Source organism: Streptacidiphilus sp. BW17, from assembly GCF_041262485.1.
Lineage (GTDB): Bacteria > Actinomycetota > Actinomycetes > Streptomycetales > Streptomycetaceae > Streptacidiphilus.
The window spans coordinates 95,396-110,056 of sequence record NZ_JBGCCR010000018.1; the positions used below are offsets into that span (position 1 = coordinate 95,396).

Below are 14,661 nucleotides of genomic sequence, written 5' to 3' on the forward strand. Positions count from 1 at the left end.
CTTCCCGGCGCGGGACCTTCTCGACAACGGGGGCCTGCCGGTAGAGGGTTGCCCCATGGACTACACGTCGCTCGGCCGCACCGGCCTCTCCGTCTCCCGACTGTGCCTGGGCACCATGAACTTCGGCCCGCACACCGAGGAAGCCGACGCGCACCGGATCATGGACAACGCCCTGGACGAGGGCATCAACTTCTTCGACACCGCCAACGTCTACGGCTGGGGCGAGAACAAGGGCCGTACCGAGAGCATCATCGGCAGTTGGTTCGCCAAGGACGGCGCCCGCCGCGAGCGGACCGTGCTGGCCACCAAGCTCAACGGTGAGATGCCGATCCCGGGCTACGCGGGGAGCGGCTGGCCCAACACGAACAAGCTGTCCGCGCTCAACATCCGCCGCGCCTGCGACGCCAGTCTGAAGCGGCTCGGCACCGACCACATCGACGTCTACCAGATGCACCACGTCGACCGGGCCACGCCGTGGGACGAGATCTGGCAGGCGATGGAGGTGCTGGTCCAGCAGGGCAAGATCCTCTACGTCGGCAGCAGCAACTTCGCGGGCTGGCACATCGCCACCGCCCAGGGCGCGGCGGCCCGGCGGAACTACCTCGGGCTGATCGCCGAGCAGTCCCTCTACAACCTGATGGCCCGCACGGTGGAGCTGGAGGTGCTGCCGTCCGCGCAGTACCACGGGCTCGGCGTGATCCCGTGGTCGCCGCTCCAGGGCGGCCTGCTGGGCGGTGTGCTGCGCAAGGCCGAGAACGAGGGCGTGCGCGGCGCGGAGCGGCTGGCCCGCCTCGACGAGGCCCAGATCGCACAGCTGCGGCAGTGGGAGGAGTTCTGCGACAAGCTCGGCGCGGAGCCGGGCACGGTGGCGCTGGCCTGGCTGCTGCACCAGCCCGCCGTGACCGCGCCGATCATCGGCCCGCGCACCGACGCCCAGCTCACCACGGCTCTGGCCGCGCTGGAGCTGTCCCTGGACGCGGACGCGCTGGCCGAGCTGGACCGGATCTTCCCCGGCCACAAGCCCGCGCCCGAGGACTACGCCTGGTAGTCCACCGCTGGTCCACCCCGGACGGCGTGGCGCCGCCTACGATCGGCGTATGAGCGCGGATCAGATCACGTACGTCGCCTTCCTCCGGGCCGTCAACGTCGGCGGCCGGAAGGTGGAGATGGCCCGGCTCCGGGCCGAGCTGGACCAGCTCGGTCTGGGGCCGGCCCGTACCTACATCGCCAGCGGGAACGCCTTCTTCGCCGCGCCGCGCACCAGCGGCGCGAAGCGGGCGGCGCTGCGCGCGCGGATCGAGGCGCGGCTGCAGACGGCCTTCGGCTTCGAGATCCCGACCGCCCTCTACACCCTGGACGAGGTCGAGGAGGCGTACGCCGCCGCGCCGTTCGCGGCCATGGGACCGGTCGCCTCCCACGAGCGGTACTCGATGCTCTTCACCACCGGCCCGCTCGATCCGTCCGTCCTGCCGCAGGCCGGGGCCCGCGGCGACTGGGAGGTGGTGGGCCTCCACGACGCGACCGCCTACCTCCGCTACCGCGTCGTCGAGGGCCGCGGACCGGCCAACCCGGTGCCGCGACTGGAGAAGGCGTTCGGCGTCCAGGGCACCGGGCGCTTCCACCACACCGTCGAGAAGATCATCGCCGCCGCGAAGAGTTGAGCACTCAGCTCGGTCCGTCCCAGTCGAGCGTCGGCGGGAGCACGCCCTCCAGCGTGAGCAGCCAGCGCTTCACGTCCATCCCCAGCTCTCCCCCGAAGAAGCCGCCCAACCCGTCGGCCGCGACCACGCGGTGACAGGGCACCAGCAGGAACAGCGGGTTCGACCCCATGATCTGCCCCACCGCGCGGGCGGCGAGGTGCGCCTCCAACTCGTTCTCGAACGCGCCGCTGCGGGCGGCGAGTTCGCCGTAGGTGACCGTCCGCCCGTACCCGACGGTGCGCTCCAGCGTCTGCAGCACCTGGCGCTGGACCCCGTCCGTCCAGCTCCAGTCCAACGGCAGTGAGAGTGTCCGGCGCGCCCCCGCGAAGTACTCCGCGAACCGGGCGGCCACCATCGCCGCCCGCTCGTCGTCCTCCGGACACGGCTCACCGGGCAGCCCGTCGTGCCAGAACGACGTGCTGACGACCCCGCGATCGGTCACCGCGACCTGTATCGGCCCGGTGGGCAGCGGCGACTGGACCGCGACCCAGCGGGCGTTCGTCTCCATGCAGAGGACTCTAGCGAGGGGGTGTGACAATCCCGGCGGTGTGGGTTCCGGCTCAGGTCAGCGCCAGTGCCGCCGCGCCGATCAGGCCCGCGTCCGTGCCCAGTTCCGCCGCGCGGACCTGCAGGCCCTGAGTGAAGGGCAGCGCCGCGTAGGTCGTCAGGTGGTCACGCAGCGGCGCGAGCAGCAGCTCGCCCGCCCGCAGGACGCCGCCGCCGAGGACGGCCACGTCCAGCTCGACCAGCGTCGCGGTCGCCGCGATGCCCGCGGCCAGTGCCCGCGCGGCGCGGTCGAAGGCCGCCACGGCGACCGGGTCGCCCGCACGGGCCGACTCCGCCACCGCCGCCGCGTCCACCGCGCCGTCCGGGCCGTCAGGGGTGCGCCAGCCGTGGGCCACCGCCCAGGAGGCGATGGCGGTGCCGCTGGCCACCCGCTCCAGGCAGCCGCGTGAGCCGCACGGGCAGGGCTCGCCGTCGAAGTCGACGGTGATGTGGCCGAGATGACCCGCGTTGCCGGTCGGCCCCGGGTAGACCTTGCCGTCCAGGACCAGGCCCGCGCCGACTCCGGTCGAGACGACCAGGCAGAGCGCGTTGGCGTAGCCGCGCGCCGCGCCGCGCCAGTGCTCGGCGGCCGTCATGGCGACGGCGTCACCGCCCAGGACCGTGGGCAGACCGTCGACCTGCGGCAGCCCGCGCACCCGAGCGACGACGGGAAACCCGCGCCAGGCCGGGATGTTGACGGGGCTGACCGTCCCGAGCCCGATGTCCACCGGCCCCGCGCTGCCGACGCCGACCGCGGTGACACCGGCCCACCGCTCGTGCTCCGCCAGCACCGCGAGCACCTCGGCGACCGCCGCGAAGACCTCGTCCGGATCGGGGGCCTTGGCCTTGGTCGGACGCTCGACCCGGTGGAGGAGGACGCCGTCCGGGTCCACCAGGCCACCGGCGATCTTGGTACCGCCGATGTCGATCGCCGCGACGCAGGATGCAGGGGAAGTGCTCATGGTCAGCGAGTCTGCTGGCCTGCTCGTGCCGATGTCCACCTCAGGCGAGCCGGCCCACGTAGCGGATGCCGTTGGCTCGGATCGCTCGGGCGTCGATGGCCGCCTGCTCCTGCTCGGCGGTGACGCCGTCCAGTGCCAGGTGGAAGTAGGCGTCGAACTCCAGCAGCTCCGTCTCGAAGGGCGAGGCCTCCAGCGCGTGGAGCAGCGTCTCGCCGGTGAGCAGCCCCGCGGCGTCCGCCCAGCCGTTGAAGTACGCGGACCAGTCGCCGCCCTCCTCCTGCCAGGCCTGGCGGTACCGACGCAGCCACCAGCCCCGCTGCAGCTCCTCGCCCTCGCCCTCGCCCTCGGCCGGCTCGGGCGCGTCGGGCCCCAGCCGGTCGAAGCACCAGCGGGCGGTCGCCTCGTCGAACCGCTCCCGCGCCCACTCGCGCACGACCAGCCGCCCGCCGGGCTGCATCAGCTCGGCCACCCGGGCCAGCAGGGCGTCGATGTCGTCGACATGGTGGAGCGAGAGGCAGGCTACGGCCGCCTCGACGGGGAGGTCACCGGCCTCCGGCTGCCAGTCCTCGAAGCGGAGCCGCCGGTACGACGGACCCTCCGGCGCACTCGGGTCGACGCCGACGGCGTGGTGGCCCTTCGCGTGCAGCAGCGGGACGAAGCCGCCGAGCGGCCCGCACCCGATCTCCACCACGGCGCCCGGCCCGGGCGGCACCTGCTCCTTCACGAACGGCCACAGCGCGTCGATCCGCTCCCGGTCCCCCGGCAGGACCGGACGCGGGCCGTCGTGGTCGTGGCCGCTCCCGTGCTGGTGGCCGTGCCCGCCGTGACCGTGCCCGCCGTGCTCGTGCGCCATCCGCCACGCCTTCCGTCTCGTCGCCGTTCGTGCGTGCGCGCTCAGCTTGCCACGCGGGCCACACGGCACGACACAGCCGACACCGACTATTGGAAGGAAGCGTTCCGGCCGAATCCGGGTTGGATGGCCGATGAGGAGTTGTCGGCCACCGGCCGAGCGCGCGTGTGCTGCGCGTCAACGCCCTCGCTGCGGAAGGACTTCAGCTCATGCGCTTTGCTGTCCTGGGTACCGGCATCGTCGGTCGTACGATCGCCGGAAAGCTGTCCTCACTCGGCCACGACGTGGTGATCGGCACCCGCGACCCGGAGGCGACGCTCGCCCGTCAGGACAAGGACCGCGCCGGGAACCCACCGATCTCCGCGTGGCTCTCGGAACACCCGCAGGTCCGGCTCCTCCCCTACCCCGAGGTGGGCGCGTTCGCCGACCACGTCGTCAACGCGACCTCCGGAGAGGGCAGCCTGCCCGCGCTGGAGGCGGTCGGCGCGGACCACCTGGTCGGGAAGATCGTCATCGATGTCGCCAACCCGCTCGACTTCTCCCAGGGCTTCCCGCCCTCGCTCAGCCCGGTCAACACCGACAGCCTGGCCGAGCAGATCCAGCGGGCCTTCCCCGAGGCCCACGTCGTCAAGACGCTCAACACCATGAGCGCGCTGGTCATGGTCGAGCCGACGCGCGTCCCCGGACCGCACTCGGTCTTCGTCTGCGGCAACGACGCCGAGGCGAAGAAGACGGTGACCGCGCTGCTGGAGTCCATCGGCTGGCCCGCCGACGAGATCTACGACCTCGGTGACGTCACCGGCGCGCGCGGGACCGAGATGGTGCTCCCGATCTGGCTCCGCCTCTACGGGTCCTTCGGGGACGGGGACTTCAACTTCCACATCCAGCGGGCCACCCGCTCCGCCTGACCTACGACCGCCCGTCGGCTTCCCCGACATCGCCCAGTTCGGAGACAACGGCGTCGACCTCGGTCAGCCACCCGGTCCAGAACCGCTCCATCTCGATGCCCGCGGTCAGCACCAGGTGCTGCAGCTTGGCCTCGGCGGTCTGCCGGGCCTCCTTGTCGGGGAAGTCGCGGGTCTCCATCACCCGGTAGGCGTCCAGTTGCGCGGTGTGGAGCGCCAGATGACGGCGGACCTCCGCGCCGAGGTCCCCGACGCCGACCATGGCCGCCGCGCGCAGCCGCAGGGCGAGCGGGTCGCGCAGCGCACGCGGCTCGTCGCTGCGGGAGACCCAGGCGGCCAGCTCGTCCCGGCCGCGGGGCAGCACCTCGTACTCCTTGCGGCGGCCCTGGGCCGGCGGGCCGGGGATGGCCCGGATCAGCCCGGCCTCCTCCAACTTGCCGAGCTCGCGGTAGATCTGCTGGTGGGTGGCGGCCCAGAAGAAGCCGATCGACTTGTCGAAGCGCCGCGTCAGCTCCAGCCCGGAGGACGGCTTCTCCAGCAGGGCGGTGAGGATGGCGTGCGGCAGCGACATGCCCCAGATCCTAGGCCGAAGCAGGCCCGCAGGGTCCGGGGCGGCCGCGTGCCGCACGCCCTCACACTCGCCGCGCCACCCTCACGGCACTAGCTGATCGTCCACTGCTGGAGCGCGGAGCCGGTGTCCGTCTCCTGGGTCACCAGCGAGCCGTCGGCGGCCCCGGCCGTGGTGAGCAGCAGCCCGCTGTGGACGTTGGTCACCGTGTCCTGGCCGGAGGCCAGCCGGGCGACCGTCCAGTGCTGGTTGCTGTTGCCGGTGCAGGTCCACTGGATGACGGCGTCGCCGGGTGTGGTGGCGCCGCCGTTGTCGTCCATGCAGAGGCCGGACTGGGCGTTGACGATCTGGTACGACCCGTCCGGCTGCTGGGTGAACTGCCAGCTCTGGTTGGCGCCGCCGTTGGCCGTCCAGGTGATCAGCTGGGTGCCCGCCTTGGTGCTGTGGTTGGGGTCGTCCAGCGCCTTGCCTCCGCCGCCCGCGCCGAGGACCAGGGAGTGGGTGCCGTTGAGGTTGCTCGGCGCGGTGCCCACGGCGGTCATCGTCAGCGTCTGCTGCGCCGCCGTCCGGCCCCCGCCGACGCTGCTGCCCGAGGTGTCGGTCCAGTACCGGGCCGGAGTGGTCTCGGCGACGCCGCCGCCTGCGGCGGACAGCCCCAGCACCAGGCCGCTGTAGCGGTTGACCAGTCGGTACGTGCCGCTGCCGTCGGCGTCCGGGATGACGAACCACTGCTGACCGACCGTCGGACCGCCGCTGCCCTCGGCGGTGACCGTCGGACTGGTACCCCAGGCGCGACCGGCGGTCGTGCCGGAGTCCACACCGAGCAGCTGCCCGGTGGACGCGTTGGTGATCCGGTAGGAGCCGTCGCCGTCGCTGGCGAAGGACCAGTCCGCAAGCGTCGACCCGGTGGCGGCGGACGCGGAGCTGGTGGCGCTGCCGCCGGCGACCTGGGTCAGCACCCGGCCGTCACCGCTGGCGACGGTGTAGGTCTTCGTCGGGTCGAACGGGGAGGCGGCCGGGGCCGAGGAGTCCACGGTCACGTTGGCGTACTCGCCGTCCGAGCTGTGGCAGGAGATGGCGCAGTAGGCCCGGAACGACTTGCCGACGATGCTGGAGCTGGTCAGGTTGGCGCTGTCCAGGAACCAGCGGTACCAGGACTGGTCGGTGTAGCTGCCGGAGGTGCCCGCCAGGTACCACTTCTGCGTGGCCAGGTTGTCGGTGACGTAGTACTGCTGCGCCGCCGCCGAGGTGGTCGCGTTCTCCGGCTCGCCGATGTAGAGGCCGAGGTAGGCGTCGTAGGTGATGTTCATGATGAACAGTTGCGACTTGGCCGGCAGCACTCCGGCCGCGATCTGCTGGTCGACGTCGCCGGTGTTGGCCGGGCTGTAGTCGCTCGACGGATCCGTGTAGCCCGTCGGGGTGGACGAGGTGACCGGGACCATGTTGCTCTCCAGGCCGCCGATGCCGGGCTGGGACCAGGAGCCGTCGTACCACTTCTGCCAGGTGCCGCTCGCCATCCTGCCGGAGATGGGCGCGCGGGCGACGTGCGCGAGGCCGCCGTTGCTGCCGCCGACGCCGCCCTTGGGGATGATCCGCGAGCCGTAGTAGACGTAGAAGTACCCGGACGCGGTGTCGACGAAGAGACGCGGGTCGCCGTCACCGTAGTCGTAGGTCTGGTTGGGGAAGGCCGTGGTGTCCCCGCGCGTGGTGCTGTACGGGGACGTGATCGCGTGGCCCTCGATGCTCCAGGTGTGGCCCTGGTCCGTCGACTTGGCGTAGTCGATCGAGTCGTAGTGCAGCCCGTCGCCGAACGGCTGCGGGGTGAACTCGTTGTGGACCAGGCCGTACCAGTCACCGGTGTCCGGGTCGACCCAGACTCCGACCAGGTCGCAGTAGTTGGGCTGGGCGTAGCCGGACCCGGAGGGCGCGGAGGTGGCGGTCAGGCCGGTCGGGCTGTTGTTGCAGCGCCAGGTGGTGTCGGCGTTGCCGTCCTTCGAGTTGGCGGGGTTGACCGCGTTGTCGAGGGACGAGTCGGCGGTAGCGGTGTCGAAGTTGCTGCCGCTGTAGAAGCTCCACGCCCGGGGGTCGGTCGCGCCGTAGAGCGAGTGCGACTCCTGGAAGTAGAACGTCCCGTCCTTGTCGATGTAGCTGCTGGCCGGGGTGTCGTCGGCGTAGTTGTACGTACCGGTCGAGCCGATGGTCACGGTGTAGCTCGCGGCGGACGGGTCGTGGGACGAGCCGTGTGCGGACGCCGAGGCGGCGCCGACGACGTTGCCGCCGACCAGTGCCAGGGCGAGGGCCGCAACGGCGGCTGGAAGCTTTAACGTGCGAGCGGAGCGAAACACCACGGGGGACTCCTGTCTCGGTTGTCTCGGTGTTGCTAATCGGTGGGGGCTGCCGCTTCGAGGACCAGCCACGCGCGGTGCGGGAGGTCCTCGGCGGCCCGCGGGCCCTGCGGGTCCGCGGTGATCGGGGTGGGCCGCGGCTCCGCGAGCGGGAGCAGCAGCGTGGCGTCGACGCGACGGAGTGCGGTCGCGGGCCAGTCGACGACCGGCCGGGTCGGATCGGCGCTGCCGTTGGCGATCGCCAGCCGCAGTACGCCGTCGGCCGCCCGGATGTGATGTGGCATCAGATATGGTCCGCCGCTGACCAGCGGCAGCCGCGGGGTGTCGCCCTCCAGGAAGCGGACCGCGCGGTGGACCAGCCGCTGTCCGGCGTCGTCGTAGGGCAGCACCGTGGCGTCGGTCGCCGCGAGGACGACGACGCGTCCGCCGAGCCGGTTGCGGAACGCCGTACGGCCCGCGCCCCACGGCGGGCCGTACGGCGTCCGGATCCGGGACCAGACCTCCGCGCCCGGGGCCGGGGTCAGTCGGGCCAGCGCGGGCTGCATGTTGACGCTGAGCACCTCGCCGCTGGTGAGGTGCTCCTCCGCGTACGGTCCGGTCGCACAAGGCTCCTCACGGCCGACGAGCTCGACCGCGTCGAGGCCGAGCAGCGGGCCGAAGCCGCGCCGCAGCAGCGCTTCCGCCGCGACACCGTCGAGCAGCAGGCCGCCGTGGAGCAGGCTGCGCACCTCCGCGTCGTCGAGAGCCTCGACCAGTTGCCCGAAGACCGCCTGCACCGGCGCGTCGGCGGCCGTGGTGACCGGGACGCCGTAGCGGAGCAGCAGGTCGGCCGCCGGCGCGGGGTCGACGGCCAGCGCGCCCAGGGCCGTCGCCGGATCGGTCGACTGCTCCGGGCGCAGCCGGACGTGTGCGGCGGCGTCCTGCCGGAAGGGCAGCCCGACGCCGAGCCGGGGCTGGTCCCGGTCGTAGCGCTCGGCCAGCCAGTCCAGCCCGGCCCGTGAGCGACGCAGCAGGTCGGTGACGCGCGGGAAGCGGTCCGCGCGCCGGCCGTGCATGGGATGGACGTTGAGCAACAGCGCGTCCGATCCCGCCAGTTGGGCGGCGGCCAGCTCGGACCAGGTCTGCGTGTCGGACTTGGACCAGGCGGTGTGCGGCCAGTTCTCGACCTCCGGCGCGCTCTCGACGAACTCCGGGCGCAGCGACCGCTGCAGTTCCAGCGACCAGAGCGGGCGGCTCAACTCCCGTCCGGGGGCGTCGGAGTAGGGCGCGAAGTGCGGACGGTGCGCGGCCCGGGCCGCGCCGGGGCCGCCGCTCGACATGGCCGCGAAGAGCGCCCGCCAGTCGCGCCCCTCGACGGACGCGACATCAAGACCGGAGCTCATCAGCCCCAACTGCGCCTGCCCGCCTGAGCGTTGTGCGACCTCGGCGGCGACCGCCCGGGCGACCCCCAGCTGCGCCTCGCGCCAGACCTGTTGCAGCAGCGCCCGCCACGGGTGCGGCTCCCCCGGCGCCGTGACGGCCGCGACCAGTTCCTCCCGCCCGACGACCGTGCCCGCCCGCTCGGCGAACCGCTCCAGCATCAACGGTTCGAAGCCGCCACCCCAGCGCAGCGGCGCGTGGTTGTGGTAGCGGAAGTCGTCCTCCAACCACAGGACCCGGAAGCCGAGTTCGGCGAATCGGCCGTAGTGCCCGACGATCCAGGCCTGCCAGCGCGGGCAGGCGAACGACGCCTGAGCGGCGGCGACCTCGCCGTAGGGCGAGACCATCGGCGCGAAGCCCGGGCCCGGTCCGGGGCGTTCCATCCGCCCGCGCCGTCCCCGGTCGGCATGCCCCACGGTCACCCAGGGGTTGAGGCTGACGGTCAGCCCCGCGTCGACGAGAACCTCCCGGGCCAGCCGGGTCGCGGTCAGCCAGGACTCCTCCTCCGGCCCGGTCAGGTGGCCGGGGAAGGCCTCCTCGGCGGCGGTCAGCAGCACCACCTCCTCGACGCCCGCCTCCGCGCAGACCTTGGCCAGCGCGGTCGCGTCCGCCGTGACCACGGCGGGGTCGGCGTCGGCGTGGATCTGGAACCGCAAGTGGTAACGCGTCGGGTACCGCGCGGGCATGCCGCTCCCCTCACTTGACGCTCCCGGCCACCAGGCCGGAACGCCAGAACCGTTGCAACGACAGGAACATCACGACCAGCGGGACCACCGACACCGCTGCCGCGGTGATCACCACGTTGAACGGCACCGCGTCGCCGATGCCGCGCTGCGCCTGCCAGCCGACCAGGCCCACGGTGACCGGCTGGAGCCGGTCCGAGGCCAGCATCAGCGCGGGCAGCAGGTAGTTGGACCAGATGGAGACGAACTGGAAGAGGAAGACGGTGACCAACGCGGGCGACATCAGCCGCAGCGCGATGGTGGTGAAGATCCGCACCTCGCCCGCGCCGTCCATCCGTCCGGCCTCGATCAGCTCGTCCGGCACCGAGGCCGCCGCGTAGATCCGGGACAGGTAGACGCCGAACGGGCTGACCACGCTGGGGATGAGAACGGCCCAGTAGGTGTTGACCAGATGGACCGGTGAGAAGAGCAGGTAGAGCGGGATCGCCAGCAGCGGCTGCGGCACCAGCACCGCCGCCAGCACCACGTTGAACGCGAACTCCCGTCCCCGGAACGCGTACTTGGCCAGCGCGTACCCGGCCAGCGCCGAGACCGCCGTGCTCACCAAGGCGCCGCCGCCCGCGTAGAGGGCGGTGTTGAGCAACCAGCGGACGTAGATGCCGCCCTGGCGGGTGAACGCGTCGTGCAGGTTGGAGAAGAGCGCGAAGTGACCGCCGAACCAGAAGCCGTCGGTGGTGAACAGCGCGCTGTTGGTCTTGGTCGCGGAGACCACCAGCCACCACACCGGCGCGAGGAAGTAGACCGACGCCACGCCCAGCACGCCCAGGGTGACCCAGCGACCGGGGCTGGCCGCCGACCGGTCGGTCCCCGTCCGGGACCTGCTGTCGTCCGACTCCACAACCGGGCGCTCGACCGGAAGTTGGGAGACCGTCATGACGCCGCCTCCGCCCCGCGCCGCTGGACCAGCTTGAGGAAGCCGAACGACAGCACGAAGGCCAGCAACGCCAGCAGCACCGACTCCGTCGCCGCATAGCCGAAGTTGTTGTCGTCGACCGCGTTGTACGCAGCGAAGATGGGCGTGTAACTGCTGCTCAGATTGGGCGCGACATGCTGCAGCACGGCCGGCTCGTTGTAGAGCTGGGCGGTGCCGATGATGGAGAAGACCGTGGTCAGCACCAGTGCCGGGCGCACGATCGGAATCTTGACGTGCCAGGCGATCCGGAACGCGCCGCAGCCGTCCATCCGCGCGGCCTCGCTCAACTCGGGCGGGATGGCCTGCAGCGCGGAGTAGATGATCAGCATGTTGTAGCCGGTCCAGCCCCAGGTCAGCATGTTGCCGATGGTCGGGGCGAGCATGGCGTTCGAGGTCAGGTCGAGATGGAGCCCGACTGCCTTGCCCAGGGCGGTGATCGGGCTCAGTCCGGGCGCGACGAGGTAGGACCACATCAGCGCGCCGACCACACCCGGCACCGCGTACGGCAGGAAGAACGCGAGCCGGAAGAACCGCTTGAACAGCGTCGAGCGCGCGTCCAGCAACAGCGCCAGCAGCAGCGCGAGCCCGAGCATCACCGGCACCTGCACCACGCCGATCAGCAGCACCCGCAGCAGCGAGGCACGGAAGTCGGCGTCGTGCAGCGCGTCCACGTAGTTGCCGAGACCGGCGAAGACCTTCGTCGGTGCGGACAGTCCGAGGCCGTCGCGGTGCAGCTTGAACAGGCTCTGGTAGACGGTGTAGCCGATCGGCGCCACGTAGACGACGGCGAAGAGCAGCGCGAACGGCGCCAGGAACGCGGCGGCGGTGCGCACCCGGCGCCGCGCGTGCGGCGAGACTGCGAGGGAGGTTGCGACGCTCATCCGGAGACCGTCATCCCCTGCTGCTTCATCTCCGCAACGGTCTTGCCCTGCACGGTGGCGAGCGTGCCGGGGAGTGTGGTGGACCCGGTGGCGCTGGTACCGAGGCCGTCGGCGAGGTCGGTGGAGGTCTGGGTCATGGTCGGACCCCAGAGCCAGCTGGTGTCGATGTGCGCGGTCTCGGCCTTGAAGACGTTGAAGACGACCTGGTTGCCGTAGAACGGGTCGGGCCGGTTCAGTGCGGGGTTGCTCAACCCGGCGGTGGCGGCCGGGTAGATGCCGGTGACGTTGATCAGGTTGGTCAGGCTGGACGGGTCGGTGCTCATCCAGGTGGCGAACTCGGCCGCCTCCTTGGGGTGGGCACAGCCCTTGAGCACGGCTGTCGCCGACCCGCCGTCGTTCCCGTAGACGGGGTTGCCCGCGTCCCAGACCGGCATCGGCGCGACGGCCCAGTCGCCGCTGGTGCCCTGGACGCTGGAGGAGAGGATCGGCGTGTCCCAGACGGCGTTGACGTCGGAGAGGATCTTCCCGGCGGCCATGTCCTTGTAGAGGCTGGGGTCGAAGCTGGGGTCGGTCTTGAGCAGCTTGTTGTCCAGCAGGCCCTGCCAGTAGTTCGCCACCTTCTGGTTGGCGGCGCTGTCGATGCCCACCTGCCACGAACCGCCACTCGTCCCGAACCACGGCGCGCCCGCCTGCCAGGCCAGGCCGGCGTAGTTGTACGCGTCGTTGCCGAAGTCGCCGAGGTAGACGGAGGGATCGGCGGCGTGCACCTTGGCCGCGTCGGCGGCGTACTGGGCCCAGGTCGCGGGCGGCTGCGTGATGCCGTACTTGGCGAACAGGTCCTTGCGGTAGATCAGCGCCATCGGCGCGATGTCGACGGGCGCGCCGAAGGTCTTCCCCTCGATGGTCACCTGGTTCCAGGTCCACGGTGCGAACTGGCTCTGCGCCGGGGCCATGTACTGCGTGACGTCCATCAGCGCACCGGCGGCGGCGAAGCTGGGCATGGTCTCGTAGCCGACCATGCCCAGGCAGGGCGCGTTGCCCGCCTGAGCGGCCGTCAGCATCTTGGTGTAGCCGCCCTTGGCGCCGGAGGGGATCTTGTCGAAGGTCACCTGGATGTCCGGGTGCGACTTGTTCCACAGCGCGACCGACTTGTCGTAACCGGGCGCCCAGCCCCAGAAGTCGAGCTTCACCGGCCCAGAGGCGCTGGAACCGCCGCTGCTCCCACCGCTGTTGCCGCTTCCACCGGAGGAGCCGCAACCCGCCAGTGCCGTGACGACGGTGGCTGCGGCCGTGAGTGCGATGGCCACGCGTATCTGACGACTTCTCATCCGACTGTCTCCCATGATGTCGTTGCTGTGGAGGTGCGGCTGGATCTCTTGCGTTCGAGGTGATTAGTTAAAGTAGGATCAGAATTAACTGAGCTACTGTCAACACCCGCGCCGAACTTCTTGCCGGGGTCGAACCGTGAGAGGTAGGGAGGATCCGTGAAGGCAGACCTGCGCGGAAGCGCGGCCCACCAGGTGGTGATGATGACCGGCCCGTCCAAGCCCAGCGACCGGGCGTCGATCCGGCGCACCAACCTGGGCCTGGTGCTGCGCCTGCTCCGCGACTCCGGCCCGCGCTCCCGCGCCCGGATCGCCGCGGACACCGGCCTGCCCCGCCCCACCGTCACCAACCTGATAGCCGAACTCGTCGAGTTGGGCCTGGTCGAGGAGGGCGAGTCCGAGCGCGACGGCTCGGTCGGCCGTCCGGGCCTCTCCGTGGCCATCGACGGACGGTCGATCTGCGGCGTCGGCCTGGAGATCAACGTCGACTACCTCGCCGCCGTGGCGCTGACCCTGCGCGGCGACGTGGCCTTCGAACGCCGGATCGCCGTCGACGTCCGCGCGGCGGGCGCGGAGGCGGTGCTCGACGCGGCGGCGGCGCTGATCCGCGAGGCGGACGCGGCGGTGCGCGCCCAGAACGCCCGCATCGTCGGCGCGGCGCTGGCCGCGCCCGGCAACGTCGACATCACGACCGGCACGGTCGCCTTCGCCAGCAACATCGACTGGCGCGGCATCCCCGCGCTGGACGCGCTCCGCGCCCGACTCGGCCCAGGCGCACCGCCGTTGCGCCTGGAGAACGACGCCAAGTTGGGCGCGATCGCCGAGTACCTGGTCGCCGCGGCGTCCGACATCCACGACCTGATCTACGTCACCGGTGAGACCGGCGTCGGCGGCGGAATCATCACCGGCGGCCAACTCATGCGCGGCGCCCGCGGTTTCGCGGGCGAGATCGGCCACATGCCGCTCACCCCCGGCCCGGAGGGCCTCCCCTGCCCCTGCGGCCGCCGCGGCTGCTGGGAGACCATGGTCGGCCTCGGCGCGCTGCTGCGCCACGCGGCCGACCCGGACGACCCGGTCCACGACCCGTCGTTGGACGTCGAGTCCCGCCTCGCCGACCTCCGCGCCCGGGCGGACGGCGGCGACGAGCGGACGCTGGCCGCGTTGACGCGCATCGCGCAGGACCTGAGCGTGGGGCTGGCGCTGCTGGTCGACATCCTCAACCCACGGGCGGTGGTCCTGGGCGGCTACTTCGCGGTCTTCGCGGAGCACCTGCTGGGCCCCGTGCGCGAGGGTGTCGCGCAGCGGGTCATGGCGGCGGACTCAGGCGGCTGCGAGGTCCTGCCGTCGACGCTGGGCTTCACCGCGCCGGCACGCGGAGGCGCGTTTCTGGCCCTGGACGCGGTGTACCAGGACCCGAGCGCAGTCGCCGTCGGCGGGTGACCCGCCCGTGGGCGTAGTCCCGCGGGTCGATGCCGACCCCGCGGAGCGCCGATACGCTCGGCGC

General features: G+C 71.8%; 13 protein-coding genes. 4 read left to right on the plus strand and 9 right to left on the minus strand.

All coding sequences use genetic code 11. The annotated features are described in order from the left end of the window. The first annotated feature begins 55 nt into the window (after positions 1–55). Together ABH940_RS22230 and ABH940_RS22235 are read left to right on the plus strand one after the other, a co-directional pair. Complete coding sequence (locus tag ABH940_RS22230) at positions 56–1,048, plus strand: aldo/keto reductase (protein WP_370069404.1); 993 nt, start codon at positions 56–58, stop codon at positions 1,046–1,048. Positions 1,049–1,097: 49 nt separating this feature from the next. Continuing rightward, entirely contained in the window at positions 1,098–1,661 is a 564-nt protein-coding gene (locus ABH940_RS22235) for a DUF1697 domain-containing protein (RefSeq protein WP_370069402.1), read from the plus strand. A gap of 4 nt (positions 1,662–1,665) precedes the next feature. On the opposite strand, the gene ABH940_RS22240 is transcribed toward ABH940_RS22235, so the two are convergent. From ABH940_RS22240 to ABH940_RS22250, 3 genes are read right to left on the minus strand one after another with little or no spacing between them, the layout of a single operon-like run. Beyond that, complete coding sequence (locus tag ABH940_RS22240) at positions 1,666–2,208, minus strand: methylated-DNA--[protein]-cysteine S-methyltransferase (protein ID WP_370069400.1); 543 nt, start codon at positions 2,206–2,208, stop codon at positions 1,666–1,668. Positions 2,209–2,260: 52 nt separating this feature from the next. After that, positions 2,261–3,208, minus strand: coding sequence for an ROK family protein (locus tag ABH940_RS22245; RefSeq protein ID WP_370069398.1), 948 nt, complete (start codon positions 3,206–3,208; stop codon positions 2,261–2,263). A gap of 40 nt (positions 3,209–3,248) precedes the next feature. Next, the gene (locus tag ABH940_RS22250) at positions 3,249–4,061 is read right to left on the minus strand and encodes a class I SAM-dependent methyltransferase (protein WP_370106024.1); all 813 of its coding nucleotides are present in this window, start codon (positions 4,059–4,061) and stop codon (positions 3,249–3,251) included. 206 nt (positions 4,062–4,267) lie between these two features. Between ABH940_RS22250 and ABH940_RS22255 the strand changes: the two genes are divergently transcribed. Then, positions 4,268–4,966: an NADPH-dependent F420 reductase gene (locus ABH940_RS22255; protein WP_370069394.1), complete on the plus strand. Its 699-nt coding sequence runs from the start codon at positions 4,268–4,270 to the stop codon at positions 4,964–4,966. Between the two features lies 1 nt (position 4,967). Here ABH940_RS22255 and ABH940_RS22260 read toward each other — a convergent pair whose 3' ends face one another. From ABH940_RS22260 to ABH940_RS22285, 6 genes are all read right to left on the minus strand, one after another. Beyond that, positions 4,968–5,534, minus strand: coding sequence for a PadR family transcriptional regulator (locus ABH940_RS22260; RefSeq protein WP_370069392.1), 567 nt, complete (start codon positions 5,532–5,534; stop codon positions 4,968–4,970). 89 nt (positions 5,535–5,623) lie between these two features. Beyond that, positions 5,624–7,879: an RICIN domain-containing protein gene (locus ABH940_RS22265; RefSeq protein ID WP_370106025.1), complete on the minus strand. Its 2,256-nt coding sequence runs from the start codon at positions 7,877–7,879 to the stop codon at positions 5,624–5,626. A gap of 32 nt (positions 7,880–7,911) precedes the next feature. Continuing rightward, positions 7,912–9,981, minus strand: coding sequence for a hypothetical protein (locus ABH940_RS22270; protein ID WP_370106026.1), 2,070 nt, complete (start codon positions 9,979–9,981; stop codon positions 7,912–7,914). Positions 9,982–9,991: 10 nt separating this feature from the next. Next, positions 9,992–10,912, minus strand: coding sequence for a carbohydrate ABC transporter permease (locus ABH940_RS22275; RefSeq protein WP_370106027.1), 921 nt, complete (start codon positions 10,910–10,912; stop codon positions 9,992–9,994). Next, positions 10,909–11,832, minus strand: a complete 924-nt coding sequence (locus ABH940_RS22280; protein ID WP_370069384.1) for a carbohydrate ABC transporter permease — start codon at positions 11,830–11,832, stop codon at positions 10,909–10,911. Before ABH940_RS22280 ends, ABH940_RS22275 begins: the two co-directional genes overlap by 4 nt. Then, positions 11,829–13,139 carry a sugar ABC transporter substrate-binding protein gene (locus ABH940_RS22285; RefSeq protein WP_370106028.1) on the minus strand — a complete coding sequence of 437 codons (1,311 nt, stop codon included), beginning with the start codon at positions 13,137–13,139 and terminating at the stop codon, positions 11,829–11,831. Before ABH940_RS22285 ends, ABH940_RS22280 begins: the two co-directional genes overlap by 4 nt. 177 nt (positions 13,140–13,316) lie before the next feature. Between ABH940_RS22285 and ABH940_RS22290 the strand changes: the two genes are divergently transcribed. Continuing rightward, a complete protein-coding gene (locus ABH940_RS22290; RefSeq protein ID WP_370106029.1) occupies positions 13,317–14,597 on the plus strand; it encodes an ROK family protein in 1,281 nt (426 codons plus the stop codon). The last annotated feature ends 64 nt before the right edge of the window (positions 14,598–14,661 follow it).

Coding starts and splice junctions, on each gene's coding strand:
- ABH940_RS22230 (WP_370069404.1), top strand. CDS start 56: ATGGACTACACGTCGCTCGGCCGCACCGGCCTCTCCGTCTCCCGACTG.
- ABH940_RS22235 (WP_370069402.1), top strand. CDS start 1,098: ATGAGCGCGGATCAGATCACGTACGTCGCCTTCCTCCGGGCCGTCAAC.
- ABH940_RS22240 (WP_370069400.1), bottom strand. CDS start 2,208: ATGGAGACGAACGCCCGCTGGGTCGCGGTCCAGTCGCCGCTGCCCACC.
- ABH940_RS22245 (WP_370069398.1), bottom strand. CDS start 3,208: ATGAGCACTTCCCCTGCATCCTGCGTCGCGGCGATCGACATCGGCGGT.
- ABH940_RS22250 (WP_370106024.1), bottom strand. CDS start 4,061: ATGGCGCACGAGCACGGCGGGCACGGTCACGGCGGGCACGGCCACCAG.
- ABH940_RS22255 (WP_370069394.1), top strand. CDS start 4,268: ATGCGCTTTGCTGTCCTGGGTACCGGCATCGTCGGTCGTACGATCGCC.
- ABH940_RS22260 (WP_370069392.1), bottom strand. CDS start 5,534: ATGTCGCTGCCGCACGCCATCCTCACCGCCCTGCTGGAGAAGCCGTCC.
- ABH940_RS22270 (WP_370106026.1), bottom strand. CDS start 9,981: ATGCCCGCGCGGTACCCGACGCGTTACCACTTGCGGTTCCAGATCCAC.
- ABH940_RS22275 (WP_370106027.1), bottom strand. CDS start 10,912: ATGACGGTCTCCCAACTTCCGGTCGAGCGCCCGGTTGTGGAGTCGGAC.
- ABH940_RS22280 (WP_370069384.1), bottom strand. CDS start 11,832: ATGAGCGTCGCAACCTCCCTCGCAGTCTCGCCGCACGCGCGGCGCCGG.